Below are 15,035 nucleotides of genomic sequence, written 5' to 3'. Positions count from 1 at the left end.
ATGGTCAGCGCGGCGCGGCCGCGAGCAGGAGGGACAGCAGCCGGCCGAAGCGGCCGAGGGACACGGAGGGACCTTCGCGGTCGCTGTCCACGCGGTGCACCACCACGGCGCGCAGCGCGGGCATCACCAGCAGCACATGGCCGCGCACGCCGATGGCGGCAAAGCTGCCCGGTGGCACCAGCAGGCCGGGAAACAGCAGCCCCGCCCGTTCCACCCACCACATGTAACCATAAGCGCCGCGATAGCCGGCTTCCGACACGGGGGCCACGCTGGCCGCCACCCAGTCCGCCGGCACCACCTGGCGGCCGGCGGCGCGGCCGCCATCCAGCATCATCTGCCCCACCCGCGCCAGGTCGCGCGCCGTCATGCGAAAGGGGTAGGCGGGGTGGCGGGAGTCCGGCAGCGATACCAGCGTGCCGTCCCGCGCCGGGCTGAAATCCGAAAGGCCGCAGGGGGCGCCAATGCGCGCGGCGAAATCCTCAAAGATGTCGGCGCCGGTGCAATGGCGGAACACGCTTCCCAGCGCGTTGAAGTCCCAGTTGTTGTAGCACCAGGTGGTGCCCGGGCCGGCGCTGTGCCGCGCCGGCTTGATGGACAGCATCCATGGCGATTCATAGCCGCTGGGGTGGAACACGCCGGACCGCGCGCACAACAGGTCCAGCACGGTGGCCAGCTTTTCGCGCTCCGTCAGGCCCAGCGCGTCGTCGATGCCGAGCTGCGCCAGCGTGGCTTCCAGCTCGATGCGGCCTGCCGCCACATGGATGCCGACCAGCGCGGAAAGCAGGCTCTTGCGGATGGAATGCACGTTGAAGCGGCGGTCCACCGCACCCTGCGCGTGCAGCACGCGGCCATCCGCCACCACCATGAGCGCGGCGGTATCGCCCGCGGCGGCCTCCCGCCGCAGTTCGGCGAGCGGGCCAGGGTGCCAGCCGGCTTCCTCCGGCCCTTGCCACCAGGGCCAGTCGCCGCAATCGGCGGTTTCATGGGGCGGGACAGGCAAGCCGGTCATCCTCACGCGCTGCGCCTTGGCGCAGGCCATGGCATATGGTTTGCTTCAGCATGACCACGCTGCAAGCGTCAACTGACCCGACGAGGATAAAGCCGATGGCCATGTTCCGACCCCGCCGTTTCCTGGCCGCAGCGGCGGTCGCCGCCGCGCTGGCCGCGCCAAGCGTGACCCAGGCGGCGACGCCCGGCAATGCCCTGGTGATGGCCTGGAACATCGACGCCATCAGCACCTTCGACCCCGCGCAGATCGGCGAGGTTGTGACCAGCGAGCTGTTCAACAACACCTGCGACTACATCGCGGCCTTCGACCCGCGGGACGAGAAGAAGGTGGTGCCGGGGCTGGCCGAGCGGTGGGACGTCTCGCCCGACGGGCAGCAGATCACCTTTCACCTGCGCGACAACCTGCGCTTCCCGAGCGGCGAGAAGGCCACGGCGCAGGACCTGGCGTGGTCCATGCAGCGCGTGGTCAAGCTCGGCTTCGGCAATGCCGCGACGCTCACGGAGTACGGCTTCACCAAGGCGAATGTGGAGCAGATGATCACGGCGGCGGATGACCGCACGCTGGTGATGAAGCTGGACAAGCCTTACCCCACCACGCTGATCCTGCAGGCCATCGCCGCCAACCGCGTGGGCGCGCTCCTGGACCGCAAGACCATCATGGCGGGCGAGGTGAACGGCGACCTCGGCAACAAGTTCCTGGCCACCCGCACCGCCTGCGTCGGCCCCTACAACCTGCGGCAATGGAACGCGGGCGAGACGGTGGTGCTGGAAGCCAACCCGAATTACTGGGACACCGCGCCCAAGCTGCGCCGCATCATCATCCGCCACGTGGCGGAAGCCGGCACGCAGCGCCTGCTGCTGGAAAAGGGCGACATCGACATCGCCCGCAACCTGACGCCGGAAGACATGCAGGCGCTGGAAAAGGTGCCAGGCATCACGCTGTCGCGCGCCCGCATGCCGCAGCTGGTGTACTGGGGCTTCAACAACAGCAATCCGATCTTCGCCAACGAGAAGGTGCGCCTGGCGATGCGCTACCTGATCGACTACGACGCGCTGGCCAAGACGATCATGGCCTATGACGGCGTGCCGCGTGCCTCCTTCGTGCAGCTCGGTGCCTTCGGCGCGCTGGACGAGAAGCAGGGCCAGCCTTTCTCGCTCGACCTCGCCCGCGCCAAGCAGCTGCTGACCGAGGCCGGCTACCCGGACGGCTTCGAGACCACGCTGATCTTCGGCACGCTGCCCTATTCCGGGCCGATCGCGCAGCACATCCAGGCGAATGCCGCCAAGGTGGGCGTGCGCATCCGGCTGGAGCAGATGGCCAACGCGCAGCTCTTCGCCCGCCATCGCGGCCGCGAGTTCCAGACCGCCATGCTGGCGTGGCAGACCAGCGTGCCGGATGCGCAGGGCAATGCGTCGCGCCTGATCGCCAACCCGGACAACCGCGCCGAGGCCAAGCTGACGCAGTACCCCGCCTGGCGCCATGCCTTCCAGTCCGAGGCCGCCAACGCCACCGTCGCCGCCGCCCTGCTGGAGCGCGACGAGGCCAAGCGGGCCGAGATGTATTACCAGCTGCAGCGCGACATGATGCAAAGCGGCCCGACGGCGATCATGTTCCAGACCATCCAGGTCGCCGGCATCCGCAGCAATGTGCGCAACTGGCTGTGGCACGGCTTCTCCACCTACTACGCGCTCGCGTCCAAGGACTGAGGGCCGCATGTCGGGTGCGGCCACCACCCCCTCCCGGCGGCCGGTGCTGCCGGGGCGGGGGGCCACGGCGCTGCGCGTCGTGGTGTCCATCGCCGTCACGCTGTTCGGGCTGATGGCGCTGACCTTCTTTATCGGCCGCATGCTGCCGCTCGACCCCGTGGCCGCCATCCTGGGCGACAACGCCACGCAGGAAGCCTATGAGGCGATGCGCGCGCAACTCGGCCTCGACCAACCGATCTGGGTGCAGTTCTTCCGCTACGTGGGCGACATCCTCCGGCTCGACCTCGGCACGGCGCTGACCACCGGCAAGCCGGTGCTCTCAGACATCGCCCGCGTCTTTCCCGCGACCATCGAGCTGGCGACGGTGGGCATCATCATCGGCACCGGGCTCGGCATCCCGCTCGGCGTCATGGCGGCGGCGTATCGCGACACGCCGGTGGATTATTTCGTGCGGGTGTTCGGGCTGCTGGGCTATTCCACGCCGAACTTCTGGCTCGGGCTGATGGGGCTGGTGCTGTTCTATGCCACGCTCGGCTGGGTCGGCGGCCCGGGGCGGATCGACACCGCCTTTCAGTGGGACATCGAGCCGGTGACCGACCTGCTGCTGGTGGACACCGCCATGGCCGGGCAGTGGGAGATCTTCCGGGATGTCCTCGGCCACATCATCCTGCCGGCCTCGATCCTCGGCTTCGGCGCGCTGGCCTATATCAGCCGCATGACGCGCAGCTTCATGCTGGAACAGCTGGCGCAGGAATACGTCGTCGCCGCGCGGGTGAAGGGCCTGTCCTGGATGCGCACGGTCTGGCTGCACGCCTTCCGCAACGTCGCCGTGCAGGTGGTGACCGTGGTGGCGCTGGCTTATGCCTTTCTGCTGGAGGGCGCGGTGCTGACCGAGACGGTCTTCGCCTGGCCCGGCTTCGGCCGTTATCTCACCAACGCGCTGCTGGCGGGGGACATGAACGCGGTGGTCGGCTGCACGCTGCTGATCGGCATCATCTTCGTGGGCCTGAACCTGCTGACCGACCTGCTGTATCGCCTGTTTGACCCGCGGACGCACTGACCATGAGCATGACACTGGGAGAATGGCTGCGGCAGCCGGTGCCCGCCACGCCCTGGCAGGCCCGCGCCCAGGCCGGCTGGTCCGCCTGGCGGCGGCTGCGGAGCAACCCGCCGGCCATGGCGGGCTTCGTGCTGCTGGTCGTCCTGATCGGCATCGCGCTTTTCGCGCCGCTGATCGCCACGCATGACATCCTGGCGCAGGACCTGGGCGCGCGGTTGCAGAAGCCCTCCGCCGCGCATTGGCTGGGCACGGACGACCTGGGGCGGGATATCTTCTCGCGCGTCGTCTACGGCTCGCGCATCACGCTCTACATCGCCTTTCTGGCGGCGCTGATCGCGGCCCCGCTGGGGCTGATCATCGGCACCACCGCCGGCTATATCGGCGGCTGGACGGACACGGTGCTGATGCGGCTGGTGGATATCTTTCTGTCCTTTCCCAGCCTGATCCTGGCGCTGGCCTTCGTCGCCGCGCTCGGCCCGGGCATCGAGAACGCCATCATCGCCATCTCGCTCGCCGCCTGGCCACCCATCGCGCGGCTGGCGCGGGCGGAGACGCTGACGGTGCGGAAATCCGACTACATCGCCGCCGTGCGGCTGCAAGGCGCGTCGCGGATGCGGATCATCTTCCACCACGTGATGCCGATGTGCATCCCTTCCGTCGTGGTCCGCATCACGCTGAACATGGCGGCCATCATCCTGACGGCGGCGGGGCTGGGCTTTCTCGGCCTCGGTGCGCAGCCGCCGAGCCCGGAATGGGGGGCGATGCTCTCCACCGGCCGGCAGTTCGTGATGAATGCCTGGTGGATCGCCGCCATTCCCGGCTGCGCCATCCTGCTCACCAGCCTGGCCTTCAACCTGTTCGGTGACGGGCTGCGCGACATTCTGGACCCGCGTCATGGCTGAGCCGCTCCTGCGCCTGCGCGACCTGCGCGTGTCCTTCCCCTCCGCCAACGGACCGATCGAAGCCGTGCGGGGTGTCTCCTTCGACATCGGCCGCGAGAAGGTGGGCATCGTCGGCGAAAGCGGCTCCGGCAAGTCGATGACCGGCCGCGCGCTCTTGCGCCTGTCGCCCCGCGCGGCGACGGTGACGGCGGCCGAGATGCGCTTCGACGGCATCGACCTGATGGCCGCCAGCGAGCGCAAGCTGCGCACCATCCGCGGCGCCCGCATCTCGATGATCCTGCAGGACCCGAAGTACTCGCTGAACCCGCTGATCCGCGTCGGCGCGCAGATCGCCGAATCCTGCCGCCTGCACCAGCGCGTCTCCAAGGCCGTGGCGCGCGAGAAGTCGATGGCCATGCTGGAGGCGGTGCAGATCCGCGACCCCGCCCGGGTGTACGACCTGTATCCGCATGAGGTCTCGGGCGGCATGGGCCAGCGCATTATGATCGCGATGATGCTGGTGACGGAACCCGACCTGATCGTGGCGGACGAGCCGACCAGCGCGCTGGACGTCACGGTGCGCCGGCAGGTGCTGGCGATCCTGGATGAGCTGGTGACGCGGCGCGGCGCCGGGCTGGTGTTCATCAGCCACGACCTCAATCTCGTCGCCGAGTTCTGCGACCGCGTGCTGGTGATGTATGCCGGCCGCGTGGTGGAGGAGCTGCACGCCGCCGAGCTGCACGCCGCCCGCCACCCCTACACCCAGGCGCTGCTGCGCAGCCTGCCGCGGCTGGAGGAGCCGGTGGAGGTGCTGGCCGTCCCCACCCGCGACCCGGCTTGGCGCGACGGCCCCGCCTGGCGCTTCGGAGTGCCCGCATGACCCCGCCGCCCGCGCTGGAGGCGGTCGGCCTCGACATCCATTTCGGTCATGGCGCGCGCGCCAACCACGCGGTGAAGGACGTTTCCTTCAAGGTCGGCAAGGGCGAGGCCTTCGGGCTGATCGGCGAGAGCGGTTCCGGCAAGTCCACCGTGCTGCGCGCCTTCTCGGGCCTTAACGAGCAGTATGATGGCGCGCTCCTGCTGCACGGGCAGGAGCTGCCGCACCACCGCGACAAGGCCTTCTTCCGCCGGGCGCAGATGGTGTTCCAGGACCCCTACGGCTCGCTGCACCCGCGCAAGATGGTCAACAAGGTGCTGCTGGAGCCGCTGGCGATCCATGGCCTCGACCGGCCGCAGGAGCGGGTGGATGCGGTGCTGGAGGCGGTCGGCCTCGGCACCGCTTTCCGCTACCGCTACCCGCACCAGCTCTCGGGCGGGCAGCGGCAGCGCGTCGCCATCGCGCGCTGCCTAGTGCTGGAGCCGGAGATCCTGCTGCTGGACGAGCCGACCAGCGCGCTGGACGTGTCCGTGCAGGCGGAGATCCTCAACCTGCTGGCCCGGCTGCGGCAGGAGCGGGGGCTGACCTACATCATGGTCAGCCACGACCTGGCGGTGGTGGCGCATCTCTGTTCCCGCGTCGCGATCATGAACGGGGGCGAGATCGTCGAGCAGATTCCGGTCGCGGATCTGCGCGCCGGACGGGCTTCGCACCCCTACAGCCGGGAATTGCTGGCGGCGAGCCGCGGGGCGGCTTGATCTGGCGGCCCGCAGGGTCTGCTATGGCGGCATGACCGAGATCGAAGCCCGCCTCGACGCCCTGCTGGCCGCGCCCGCCGCCAGCCTGCCCTCCTTCGCTGCCGACGGCCGGCTGTATTTCCTGTGCGATGCCGGCGGCTCCGCCCAGGTGTGGGAGTTGCCGGCCGGGGGCGGCGCCCCCCGCCCACGCAGCGCGCACCGGGATGCGGTCAGCTTCGTGGCCGGCAGCCCCGCCGACGGCGGCGCCGTGTTCGGCCGCGACAGCGCCGGCGACGAGCGCGTGCAGCTGTACCGCCTGGAGCCGGAAGGCGAGCCACGCCCGCTGACCGCCGACCCGCGCACCATCCATGCCTGGGGCGCCTTCTCGCCGGACGGCCGGCGCGTGGCCTGCGCCGCCAACAGCCGCGACCCGGCGCATGCCGACCCGGTGGTGATCGACATCGCCACCGGCGCCGCCACCCGGCTTCGCGAGGTGCAGGGCCCGCACGAGCTGCCGGGCTGGATGCCGGACGGGCGTTCCGTGGTGCTGTCCACCGCGCCGCGCACCTTTGAAAGCGAGCTGATCGCGGTGGCGCCGGATGGCGCGGCCACGCCGCTGACGCCGCACCAGGGCGACTGGCGCCACATGAACCCGCGCTGGCGCAAGGATGGCGAGGGCTTCTGGCTGCTGACCGACCGGGGCGGCGAGTTTCTGTGCGTCGCCTTCATGTTGCCGGGTGGCACGCCACGCCGGCTGTTCGCGCCGGATGCCGACGTGGAAAAGCTGGAGGTCTCGCCCGACCAGTCGCGCCTCGCGGTGGTGGTCAACGAGGCCGCCTGGTCGCGCCTGCATATTCTGGATGCCGCGACCGGCGCGGTGCTGGAAAGCCCGGAGCACCCGCCCGGGGTCATCACCAAGCTGTCCTGGCACCCGGATGGGGGCAGCCTGGCCTTCGACCTCGTGTGCCCGACCCGCCCCGCCACCCTGTGGCGCCACCGCCGGGGCGAGGCCGCGGCGGAGCTGCTGTTCGCCGCCAGCGCCGCGCCGGAAGCGGTGGTGGACTGGCAGACCGTCAGCTTCCCCACCTTTGACAGCCGCGACCTGCCGGGCTTCCTGGCGCTGCCGGCGGGTGAGGCGCCGGCGCGGGGCTGGCCGGTGCTGGTCTGGGTGCATGGCGGCCCGGCCATGCAGGCCCTGCCCAACTGGCGGCCGGACCTGCAGCTTATGCTGTCGCTCGGCATCGCCGTGCTGGTGCCCAATGTGCGCGGTTCCACCGGCTATGGCCGCGACTACGCGGCGCTGGACGACCGCGAGAAACGGATGGACAGCGTGCGCGACCTCGCCGCCGCGCATGCCTGGCTGGGCGCGCAGCCGCGCTTCGACAAGCAGCGCATCGGCATCATGGGGCAGAGCTACGGCGGCTGGATGGTGCTGGCGGCCGTGACGGAACAGCCGGAGCTCTGGGCCGCGGGCGTGGACTACTACGGCATCGCGCGGTGGAAAACCTTCTTCGAGCGGACCGGCCCCTGGCGCGTCGGCCACCGCGCAGCCGAATACGGCGACCCCGTCGCGGATGCGGAGCTGCTGGAACGCCTGTCGCCGCTGCACAAGGCGGGCGACATCCGCTGCCCCATGCTGGTGGCCCAGGGCCTGACCGACCCGCGTGTGCCGCCGCACGAAAGCGCGCAGATCGTGCAGGCCCTAAAGAATCGCAACGTTCCCGTGGAATCCGTCATCTTCCCCGATGAAGGCCACGGATTCCTGAAGCGCGACAACCGCCGCACGGTGATGCTGGCGGTCGCCGGCTTCCTGCGGCAGCACCTGATGGGATAAAGGGCCGGGGGAGCGACTCCCCCCGGACCGCCTCTTCTTGGATTTCCCGCCGCGTGGCGGAACGCCGATGCCGTTGCCGAAAGCGCAACTCCGCCACAGCGGACTTCAAACCCCGACAGAAAAAAGATGGGGGTTCGGGGGAATTCCTTCCCCCGACCTTTTCCCGCAGCGCTAACGCAACGCCGCGTTGAAGCGCGTCCACCCCGGCACCTGCGCTTCCAGGTTGACGTCGCGCCACTTGGGGTGGCGCGGCGGGCGCAGAAAGGCGGGGAACTTCGCCTGGAAGGCCTCCACGAAGCGGGCCACCTTGCGGTGCCGCTCCGTGCCCGGCTGCCAGGCATAGACCGCCATCACCGCGCCCACCGCGATGGTTTCGATGCCTTGCCCCTCGGCGATCAAGGACGGGTAGTCGGCGGCGGCGAGGCTGGACGGCAGGTAGGTCTCGATCAGCGCGTCCGTCGCGGGCACGGGCAGGAAGCGCAGGCCGCTGCCGGGCGGGATGCCGGCGAACAGGCGCGCCGGCTTGCCCGCCACGAAGACCATGGCGGCGATCTCGCCGGCGCGCAGCCGCGTCAGGGCCACGTCCTGCGTGTCCTGTGCCGGCTGCACGCGGATGCCCAGCAGCTCGAACAGCAGCGACGCCGTCATGGCGGTGCCGCTGCCGGCGACGTCGATGTTGACGGTCTTGCCTGCAAGATCCGCGACCGAGCCGATGTCGCCGCGCGCCAGGACATGTACCTCCTCGTCGTACAGCTTGGCGATGTACTGGATCAGCTGGTCCAGCCCCGGCACCAGCCGGCGCGAGCGCGCGTAGGCCAGCGAGTCCGATTGCACGATGCCGATGTCCACGCCGCGCAGGAGCACGATGTCGGCAATGTTCTGCAGCGAGCCCTTGCCCAGGATCGGCAGCACGCGCAGCCCGTCGCCGTCATCCAGTACGGAAGCGAGGTCGGACGCGATGCGGATGTAGGTGCCGTCCACGCCGCCGGCGATCACGCCCACCGTGCCGGCATTGGCACGTTGCGTCAGGGCGGTGATGCTGGCCTGGCCGCCGGGTGCCGGCTGCGCCAGGGCGGCGGGCATGGCGGCGGTGGCCGCCGCGCCGGCCAGCAGCAGGCGGCGCCCCAGGGCGGCGGCGGGGGCATTGGTCACGGGGCGGCCTCCAGGGTGGCGATGGGCCGTTCGACCGCAGCGCCCAGCGCCGCCGCGCGGTGGTACCAGCGCAGGGCGGCGGCGGGGTCGGGCTGCAGGCCGCGGGTGCGGAACTGCGGCAAGGTGTTGGGGTCCAGCGTTTCGGCCAGCAGGCGGGCGGCGTCGGCATTGCCGCTTTCGCTGGCGCGTTCCAGAAAACGGCGGGCACCGGAAATGTCACCCAGCGCCAGCAGCGCCGTGCCGCGCCGCAGCAGCGTGGCGGTCGCGCGCGGGTCCGGCGGCGTGGCGGCGACCACGGACGGGATGGCCGCAGGGGCCGGCAGCGGTTCCGCGGACACCGCCTGCACCACGGGCGGCGTGTCTGTCGGCATGGCCACCACCAGGGGGGGTGGCACCGGTTCGGCGGATACCGGTTCCGCAGAACCGGGACCGGTGGCCCAGGTGCCGTCCGGCGGCGATAGGGGTTCCATGTCGGCGGATCGCTCGGGTGCCAGGGGCGTTGGCGCCAGGGCGGTATCTTCTGCCGGCACGGGCAACGTGGCGGCCAGCGGCGGCATGCCTTGCTCGGCCACCACATCCTCGGGCGGCGGGGTGGGGTCGATGGCCTGCGCGGGCGGCAACGGCGCGGCATCCGGCACGGCCTCGGGCGACGGCTCCGGCGCGCTGGCCATGGCGGCATCCACGGCATCGGGCAAGCCGGGGGCGGGCGCCCCGGTGGCCTCGGGCCGCGTTGCCGGCGGGGCCTCCTCGGTCAGTGCCACGACGATCGGCGGTGGCGCCGGAGCGGGGCCGCCGGTCCATGGCCGCGGCACCAAGGCCACCGTGGCGACGCCCGCCAGCGTCAGGCCCAGCATGGCCGGCACGATGATCGGCCACGCCGCGCGTCCACGCCGCCGGGCCGGTGCGGCGGGTGGGGGCGGGGGGGGCGGGTTCGCCGGGGGCTGCGCCAGCACCACCTGCAGCGCGTGGCGCCAGCGGTCGTCCGGCGGCAGCCGGATCGGGTCCTGAAAGGTGAAGCCCTCGTCCAGGATCACGGCGAGGTAGGGGAGGTCGTCCACGCGGAGGCGGCGGTGGATCACCGGCAGGTAGCCGGGAAACGCGGTGGTGAAGCCCGCCACATCCAGCTGCCGCCGGAACCGGCTGACCAGGTCGGGCGTCCAGCTGGGTTCCAGCTCGAACAGCGCGACGCCCGTCTGGCTGCGCGCCAGGATGATGGGTCCCGGCACCAGGCCGTCGGTCCCGTGGGCCATCAGCACCCAGCCACCTTGCAGAAGCGCGATCGACGCCTGCAGGGCGGGCCCAGCCACCGGCGCGCTGTCCCGCCACAAGAGATCCTGGCTGTGGTCCTGCACTATTTGCCTCCGTGAGGCCTCTTGTCAGCGTTTCAAGTGATCCTAGCGTGACTGCATTGCCGGCGCCACATGTTACGATCTGTTTTCAAAATTGCGCCGGGTGCAATTAATGATTACATCGCACAACTTCGCCCCCGGGGCGGATTAGTTGCAGCGCGGCAAGTCATTGCCCGCCCGCCGCACTGCTGTCCCTGGCCCTGCGGGGCGTCATTGAGGGCATCGTTCCTGCAAGGCCTGCCGGACCTGTTGGACCACGTTGCCCCAATGGCCCGGCACCGTTTGCCGGAACTGGCGCAGCGATGGATACCAGGCGCTGCCCGCCTCGCCATGCTGCCAGCGCCAGCACGGGTCGTGGCGGTTGAGCAGCCACACCGGACCGCCCAGTGCCCCCGCGAGATGCAGCACGCTGCTGTCCACCGAGATCACCAGGTCCAGTGCGGCAACCAGCGCGGCTGTGTCGTCGAAGCCGTCGCCCCGCATTTGTGGTCGCCACAGCGGGAGGGCGGAAGGTTCCGCCGCCGCCGGGCCGCGTTGCAGCGACACGAAGCTGACCCCGGCGAGCCCGGCCAGGGCGTCCAAATCCCGCAGCGGCAGGGACCGCCGCGCATTGGCGACGAGGCCCGGGCTGCCGGCCCAGGCCAGGCCCACCCGCAGCCCCGGCGCGGCGGCGAGCCGCCGCCGCCATTCCGCCACGGCGGCTGGGTCGGCGGACAGGTAGGGTGGCGCCGGCACCGGACGGCCGCCAAACCGGTGCGGCAGGCTGAGCAAGGCGCAGTGCCAGTCCACCGGCGGCGGGGCATCCTCAGGCCCCAGCACCGTGACGTGGCCTGGAAGGCATCGCAGCAGTCCGACCAATGGTTGCTGCACCTGCAGCACCACCCGCGTATCCGGCGCGAACAGGGTGACGAAGCGCAGGAACTGCAGGCTGTCGCCCAGCCCCTGCTCGCCATGCAGCAGGATGCTTTGCCCAGCCAGCGGCTCGCCCCGCCAGGGGCGGCCGGGCAGCGCGCGGGGCCGGTGCACCCAGGGTGCCGCCCGCCAGCGGTGCTCGTAGGCGGCCCAGCCCTCCGCCATGCGTCCGGTTTGCAGCAGGGTGAAGGCCAGGTTGACCTGGGCTTCCGCCAGATCCGGTGCCAGCGCCAGGGCATGGCGCAGGCTGGCTTCCGATGCCGCGAATTCTGCGCGGTTGCGCAGGATGTCGCCCAGCGCGTTGTGCGCGGCGGCGAGCGAGGGTGCCAGCGCCACGGCCTCGCGCACCTGCCGCTCCGCCCGGTCGTATTCGCCCTGCGCCGCCATGGCGACACCCAGGCCCAGGCGGGCTTCCGCCAGCCCGGGCGCCAGCCGCAGCGCGGCCTCGAAGCAAGGCACCGCCTCGGCGGCGCGGTGGCAGCCGATCAGCGCAAGGCCCAGCTCCACCCAGCACTCCGTGCGTTCCGGCTCATGCCGCAGGGCCTGGCGCAGCGGGGCTTCCGCGTCCCGGTCGCGGCCCTGCCCGCGCAGGCTGGCGCCAAGCCCCGCCAGCACCTCGGCCGTCGCGTCGCCGGCGCCGAGCGCGGCGCGGAACTGTGCCTCGGCCGCCGGCATGTCGCCCTGGTGCCGCAGCAACCCGCCGAGATTGGCGTGGCACAGCGCGAAACCTGGGCGCTGGCGCAGGGCCTCGCGAAAGCTGGCCCCGGCGGCCGCGTGGTGGCCCAGGTCGCGCAGCGCGGCGCCCAGGTTGTTGTGTGCTTCCGGGTAGTGCGGGCGCAGCTGGATGGCGCGCCGCAGGCACGCGACGGCGTCCCCCGGGCGGCCCAGGTCGCGCAGAAGATTGCCGAGGTTGCCATGCGCATCGGCGGACTCCGGCCGCGCCTGCACGGCCTGCCGGAGCAGGGGCTCGGCCTCTCCCGGCCGGCCCAGCGCGGCAAGAACGGTGCCCAGGAGCTGATGAGCGTCCGGCGAGGCGGGGCAACGCGCCAGCACGGCCCGGAGCAACGGCTCGGCCTGTGCGAGCCGCCCCTGCTGCAGCAGCGCGACGCCCTGCTGCAACAGCCGCATGGCGGGCCCGTCAAGGCCGGTCATGCCGGCACCGCGCCCCGCCGCCCGGCGATCATTGCGGGGACATTACAATGGCAGACAATGTTCACATCGCCTCGATAATTTGTGATCACACGCTGTGACCGGTCCCGCGCCTCTGGACCACATGAATTTCCGGTAGTCAGATTGTAATCATTGGGCGGCGCATCCCACGATGCCTTCATGATCCGCCCAGGGGAAAAGGTGAATCCGGCATGGCGCAGACCGAGCTCTCTCCTGAAAGTGGCAATCAGTTCGTCGATGCGTTCATCAACAACGGGCGGCACTACGTCAACGATCCGGGAACACCCGGGGGCACGCCCTTTGTCGTCAACTACTACTTCGACGTGCTGCCCGGCACCGACGCCAGCGGCCGCAACACCGCCTATACCTGGCGGCCCTTCGAAACCGCCGCTTGGGAAAAGGCGGTGCAGGGCTGGAGCAACGTCGCCAACGTGTCGTTCAACCGGGTGAACACCGCCGCCGAGGCCCTGTTCCTGGAGCGGCTGGAAGACCAGGCCACGGCCGGCGGCACTGTTTCCGCCTCGCACAGCCTGCCGAGCGCCAGCACCACCGCTCAGTCGCGCGGCACCTACAACTTCGAGGCGGTGAACGTGCGGCAGTGGTCGCCGGACCAGTTGGAGCCGGGCGGCAACTTCTACCGCACCTTCATCCATGAGGTCGGCCACGGGCTAGGCCTCAAGCACCCGCATGACGGCGGCAGCGGCGATTTCGCGGGCAACTACTTTCCCGGCATCAGCGCGGAGGAAAGCTCGGCCGAGCGGCAGCGCAGCCTGGGCGTGCTGGAGCTGAACCACATGTTCGGCTCGGTCATGTCCTACATCCATGGCTACGAGTTCGACGACAACGGCATCATCCAGCTGGTGCCCACCCGCCAGCGCCCGGTGGCGGACGATTTCTTTCTGGACCACGGCTTCGCGGCCACGCCCATGGCCTACGACATCGCCGCCATCCAGTACCTGTACGGCGCCAACACCGCGTTCCGCACGGGCGACAACGTCTACATCCTGCCCGATTCCAACGACCCCCATCCCTTCGTGCGCGGCGAGCCCAACGAGGCCGGCGTGCCGGAGTCGATCATCTACCAGCCTGACCGGGCCTACTGGGAATCGATCTGGGATGCCGGCGGCATCGACGAGATCCGCTACGACGTGATGGACGCGAACGGCAATGCCGTGGCCGGCAGCCGCAATGTCATCATCGACCTCACCGCCGCGACGCTGGACCTCAGCGAAACCAGCGCCGGCGTGCTCAGCTACGCGGCCGGAATCGGTGGCGGCTTCACCATCGCCAACGGCGTGGTGATCGAGAACGCCACCGGCGGCAACGGCAACGACACGCTGCGCGGCAACGCGGCCGACAACGTCATCCTGGGCCGTGGGGGCGACGACGCGATCACCGCCACCGCCGGCCTCGACACGGTGGATGGCGGCGAGGGCTTCGACCGCCTGATCTTCGCGGCCACCGGCCGCGGCGACGTTTCCATCGCGCTGGGCCTGCCGGGCGGTGCTTCCAGCATCGCCATGAGCACGGCCGACGTCACCACCTTTGTCGGCATCGAGCGGGCGGAACTGGTGGACGCGCGGGTGGAATACACCGCCGACACCGACGCCGCGCTGGTGGACCGCCTGTACAACGCCGTGCTGGGCCGCGAAAGCGACGCGCTGGGCCTGGCGCGCTGGACGGCGATGCTGGAGCAGGGGATGTCCGGCACGGCGCTGGCCAACGGCTTTCTGGGCTCGGCGGAAGGGGCCGCCCGGCTGGGCGGGCTGGACGACGCGAGCTTCGTGCAGACCGCCTATGCCACCGCCCTGGGCCGCGGGGCGGGGGCGGATGAAACCGCCGCGCGCGTGCAGGCGCTCGGCGGCGGCGTGTCCCGCGCCGAGATGCTGGCGGAGATCGCGACATCGGCCGAGGCCATCTCGGCCGATACCGGCGGCGCCACGGGCGGGCTGGTCGTGGCGGACTACAACGTGCTGCTGGCGCAGCGCGGCTACCTGACGGCGCTGGGCCGCTCGGGCGACGTCGCCGGGCTGCAGTTCCAGGCCGACAGCCTGACGAGCGGCGTGCTGACGGAGCAGCAGCTTGCTTCGGCCTTCGTCAACACGGCCGAGTTCACCGACCGCTACGGCACCGCCACCGACGCCGACTTCGTGTCCAGCCTGTACGGCAATGCCTTCGGGCGCGAAGCGGATGCGGATGGGCTGGCCTTCTGGACGGGCGTGCTGGGCTCGGGCGGCACGCGCGCCGCGGTGGTGCAAAGCTTCCTGGATGCCGGCGAGGCCCAGACGGCGCTGTTCCAGCTCGCGGCATCCGGCATCAGCCTGCAGCCGGACGACGTCTTCGTGTGA

General features: G+C 70.8%; 11 protein-coding genes. 7 read left to right on the top strand and 4 right to left on the bottom strand.

Annotated elements, in window-relative coordinates; genetic code table 11:
* Window positions 1–4: 4 nt before the first annotated feature.
* Window positions 5–1,000 carry a serine hydrolase domain-containing protein gene (locus IAI59_RS16055; protein WP_237180363.1) on the bottom strand — a complete coding sequence of 332 codons (996 nt, stop codon included), beginning with the start codon at window positions 998–1,000 and terminating at the stop codon, window positions 5–7.
* A 104-nt stretch (window positions 1,001–1,104) separates the two neighbouring features.
* Here IAI59_RS16055 and IAI59_RS16050 point away from each other — a divergent pair, with 104 nt between their 5' ends.
* The 6 genes from IAI59_RS16050 to IAI59_RS16025 are packed head-to-tail and all read left to right on the top strand — an operon-like array spanning window position 1,105 to window position 8,104.
* Complete coding sequence (locus IAI59_RS16050; RefSeq protein ID WP_207415088.1) at window positions 1,105–2,715, top strand: ABC transporter substrate-binding protein; 1,611 nt, start codon at window positions 1,105–1,107, stop codon at window positions 2,713–2,715.
* Window positions 2,716–2,722: 7 nt separating this feature from the next.
* On the top strand, window positions 2,723–3,775 hold the full coding sequence (locus IAI59_RS16045; protein WP_207415089.1) for an ABC transporter permease: 1,053 nt from the start codon (window positions 2,723–2,725) through the stop codon (window positions 3,773–3,775).
* Between the two features lie 2 nt (window positions 3,776–3,777).
* Window positions 3,778–4,677: a nickel transporter permease gene (nikC, locus tag IAI59_RS16040; protein WP_207415090.1), complete on the top strand. Its 900-nt coding sequence runs from the start codon at window positions 3,778–3,780 to the stop codon at window positions 4,675–4,677.
* Window positions 4,670–5,536, top strand: a complete 867-nt coding sequence (locus IAI59_RS16035) for an ABC transporter ATP-binding protein (RefSeq protein ID WP_207415091.1) — start codon at window positions 4,670–4,672, stop codon at window positions 5,534–5,536. The genes nikC and IAI59_RS16035 overlap by 8 nt, the downstream gene beginning before the upstream one ends.
* The gene (locus IAI59_RS16030; RefSeq protein WP_207415092.1) at window positions 5,533–6,291 is read left to right on the top strand and encodes an ABC transporter ATP-binding protein; all 759 of its coding nucleotides are present in this window, start codon (window positions 5,533–5,535) and stop codon (window positions 6,289–6,291) included. The genes IAI59_RS16035 and IAI59_RS16030 overlap by 4 nt, the downstream gene beginning before the upstream one ends.
* Window positions 6,292–6,322: 31 nt before the next feature.
* Window positions 6,323–8,104 (top strand): S9 family peptidase, encoded by a 1,782-nt coding sequence (locus IAI59_RS16025; protein ID WP_207415093.1) that lies wholly within the window; start codon window positions 6,323–6,325, stop codon window positions 8,102–8,104.
* A 171-nt stretch (window positions 8,105–8,275) separates the two neighbouring features.
* On the opposite strand, the gene IAI59_RS16020 is transcribed toward IAI59_RS16025, so the two are convergent.
* From IAI59_RS16020 to IAI59_RS23365, 3 genes are all read right to left on the bottom strand, one after another.
* Entirely contained in the window at window positions 8,276–9,256 is a 981-nt protein-coding gene (locus IAI59_RS16020) for a TAXI family TRAP transporter solute-binding subunit (RefSeq protein ID WP_237181145.1), read from the bottom strand.
* Window positions 9,253–10,608 carry an SEL1-like repeat protein gene (locus IAI59_RS16015; protein ID WP_207415094.1) on the bottom strand — a complete coding sequence of 452 codons (1,356 nt, stop codon included), beginning with the start codon at window positions 10,606–10,608 and terminating at the stop codon, window positions 9,253–9,255. The genes IAI59_RS16020 and IAI59_RS16015 overlap by 4 nt, the downstream gene beginning before the upstream one ends.
* Before the next feature lie 207 nt (window positions 10,609–10,815).
* A complete protein-coding gene (locus IAI59_RS23365) occupies window positions 10,816–12,669 on the bottom strand; it encodes a tetratricopeptide repeat protein (RefSeq protein WP_207415095.1) in 1,854 nt (617 codons plus the stop codon).
* 209 nt (window positions 12,670–12,878) lie between these two features.
* Here IAI59_RS23365 and IAI59_RS23360 point away from each other — a divergent pair, with 209 nt between their 5' ends.
* Window positions 12,879–15,035 (top strand): DUF4214 domain-containing protein, encoded by a 2,157-nt coding sequence (locus IAI59_RS23360; RefSeq protein ID WP_207415096.1) that lies wholly within the window; start codon window positions 12,879–12,881, stop codon window positions 15,033–15,035.

This window comes from Roseomonas haemaphysalidis, assembly GCF_017355405.1.
Taxonomy (GTDB): Bacteria; Pseudomonadota; Alphaproteobacteria; order Acetobacterales; family Acetobacteraceae; genus Pseudoroseomonas; species Pseudoroseomonas haemaphysalidis.
This window is presented reverse-complemented; position numbering and strand designations above follow the sequence as displayed.